Source organism: Salinicoccus sp. RF5, from assembly GCF_020786625.1.
Taxonomy (GTDB): domain Bacteria; phylum Bacillota; class Bacilli; order Staphylococcales; family Salinicoccaceae; genus Salinicoccus.
In genome coordinates this window covers 1-3,102 of the sequence record NZ_JAJGRC010000005.1, presented here as the reverse complement: position 1 = coordinate 3,102, position 3,102 = coordinate 1, and the positions used below count along the sequence as shown (strand labels likewise).

General features: G+C 53.0%; 2 rRNA genes. Both read right to left on the bottom strand.

Annotation, left to right across the window (positions count from 1 at the left end):
* Position 1: 1 nt before the first annotated feature.
* Positions 2 to 116 (bottom strand): 5S ribosomal RNA (gene rrf, locus LLU09_RS12470).
* Positions 117 to 197: 81 nt separating this feature from the next.
* Positions 198 to 3,075 (bottom strand): 23S ribosomal RNA (locus LLU09_RS12465).
* Positions 3,076 to 3,102 lie beyond the last annotated feature (27 nt).

The following is a 3,102-nucleotide window of genomic DNA, read 5'->3' as shown; positions in this document are numbered from 1 at the left end:
TGCCCGGCGGCGTCCTACTCTCACGGGACGTCAGTCCAACTACCATCGGCGCTGGAGAGCTTAACTGCTGTGTTCGGCATGGGAACAGGTGGGGCCTCTCCGCCATTGCCACCGGACAATATTCAGGTTGAATGATATACATTCAAAACCGGATAGAAACAATGCGCTGCGCAGAAAACCAACACGGTTTTCATTAATTGAATAAGTCATCGATCGATTAGTATTCGTCCGCTGAATGTGTCGCCACACTTACACGCCGAACCTATCCACCTCATCATCTCTGAGGGATCTAATGGGGAAATCTCATCTTGAGGGGGGCTTCATGCTTAGATGCTTTCAGCACTTATCCCGACCATACATAGCTACCCAGCGATGCCGTTGGCACGACAACTGGTCCACCAGTGGTATGTCCATCCCGGTCCTCTCGTACTAAGGACAGCGCCTCTCAAATTTCCTACGCCCACGACGGATAGGGACCGAACTGTCTCACGACGTTCTGAACCCAGCTCGCGTACCGCTTTAATGGGCGAACAGCCCAACCCTTGGGACCGACTACAGCCCCAGGATGCGATGAGCCGACATCGAGGTGCCAAACCTCCCCGTCGATGTGAACTCTTGGGGGAGATAAGCCTGTTATCCCCGGGGTAGCTTTTATCCGTTGAGCGATGGCCCTTCCATGCGGAACCACCGGATCACTAAGTCCGTCTTTCGACCCTGCTCGACCTGTATGTCTCGCAGTCAAGCTCCCTTATACCTTTACACTCTATGAATGATTTCCAACCATTCTGAGGGAACCTTTGAGCGCCTCCGTTACTCTTTAGGAGGCGACCGCCCCAGTCAAACTGTCCACCTGACACTGTCTCCCGCCCGGATCACGGGCGCGGGTTAGAATCTCAACATCACCAGGGTGGTATCCCACCAGTGCCTCCATGTAGACTGGCGTCCACACTTCAATGGCTCCCACCTATCCTGTACAGGTGAGGTCAAGATTCAATATCAGGCTACAGTAAAGCTCCACGGGGTCTTTCCGTCCTGTCGCGGGTAACCTGCATCTTCACAGGTACTATGATTTCACCGAGCCTCTCGTTGAGACAGTGCCCAAATCGTTACGCCTTTCGTGCGGGTCAGAACTTACCTGACAAGGAATTTCGCTACCTTAGGACCGTTATAGTTACGGCCGCCGTTTACTGGGGCTTCGATTCGCACCTTCGCTTACGCTGAGCGCTCCTCTTAACCTTCCAGCACCGGGCAGGCGTCAGCCCCTATACGTCACCTTTCGGTTTGGCAGAGACCTGTGTTTTTGATAAACAGTCGCTTGGGCCTATTCACTGCGGCTCATTTTCATGAGCACCCCTTCTCCCGAAGTTACGGGGTCATTTTGCCGAGTTCCTTAACGAGAGTTCGCTCGCTCACCTTAGAATTCTCTTCCCAACTACCTGTGTCGGTTTGCGGTACGGGCAGTGATATATTCGCCAGCAGCTTTTCTTGGCAGTGTGAACCCACAGCTTCGCCTACTAAATTTCGGCTCCCCGTCACACCTCGTCGTTGTACAGGGCGGATTTGCCTACCCTGACGACTCGATGCTTGGACGTGCACTTCCATTCGCACGCTCTGCTTCTCCTCCTGCGTCACCACTTCACTCAAACACATATCACCGGTACAGGAATTTCTGCCTGTTGTCCATCGCCTACGCGTTTCCGCCTCGGCTTAGGTCCCGACTAACCCAGAGCGGACGAGCCTTCCTCTGGAAACCTTAGTCATTCGGTGGACGGGATTCCCACCCGTCTTTCGCTACTCACACCGGCATTCTCACTTCCAATCGCTCCACATGTCCTCACGGTCATGCTTCCCTGCCATTGGAACGCTCTCCTACCATCAATATAATTGATCCACAGTTTCGGTAATATGTTTAGCCCCGGTACATTTTCGGCGCAGCGTCACTTGACTAGTGAGCTATTACGCACTCTTTAAATGATGGCTGCTTCTAAGCCAACATCCTAGTTGTCTGTGCAACGCCACATCCTTTTCCACTCAACATATATTTTGGGACCTTAACTGGTGGTCTGGGCTGTTTCCCTCTCGACAACGGACCTTATCACCCGCTGTCTGACTCCCGTGCATCACATCTGTGGCATTCGGAGTTTGTCTGAATTCGGTAACCCGGGATGGGCCCCTCGTCCAAACAGTGCTCTACCTCCACGATGCTAACACGAGGCTATACCTAAATATATTTCGGAGAGAACCAGCTATCTCCAGGTTCGATTGGAATTTCTCCGCTACCCACACCTCATCCGGTCACTTTTCAACGTAAGTCGGTTCGGCCCTCCATCCAGTGTTACCTGGACTTCAGCCTGGACATGGGTAGATCACCTGGTTTCGGGTCTGCAACCCCATACTAAACGCCCTATTCAGACTCGCTTTCGCTACGGCTCCGCATCCTCTGCTTAACCTTGCATGAAATCGCAACTCGCCGGTTCATTCTACAAAAGGCACGCCATCACCCATTAACGGGCTCTGACTACTTGTAAGCACACGGTTTCAGGTTCTATTTCACTCCCCTTCCGGGGTGCTTTTCACCTTTCCCTCACGGTACTGGTTCACTATCGGTCACCAAGGAGTATTTAGCCTTGGGAGATGGTCCTCCCAGATTCCGACGGAATTCCTCGTGTTCCGCCGTACTCAGGATCCACCGCAACCGCACATCGCTTCGCATACGGGACTGTTACCCCCTATGGCCGGCCTTTCCAGACCGTTCTGCTCGCGATGATTGGTCTCATCGGTGTCCTACAACCCCAGTCAAAGACTGGTTTGGGCTCTTCCCGTTTCGCTCGCCGCTACTCAGGGAATCGATTTTTCTTTCTCTTCCTCCGGGTACTAAGATGTTTCAGTTCCCCGGGTCTACCTCTGACGGGCTATGTATTCACCCGTCAGTCGCACTAACGTGCGGGGTTCCCCCATTCGGAAATCTCTGGTTCAACGCTTACTTACAGCTCCCCAGAGCATATCGGTGTTGGTTCCGTCCTTCATCGGCTCTTGGTGCCAAGGCATCCACCGTGCGCCCTTCATTACTTAATCGCAATGAAATTGTGAGTGTGCCAGCTA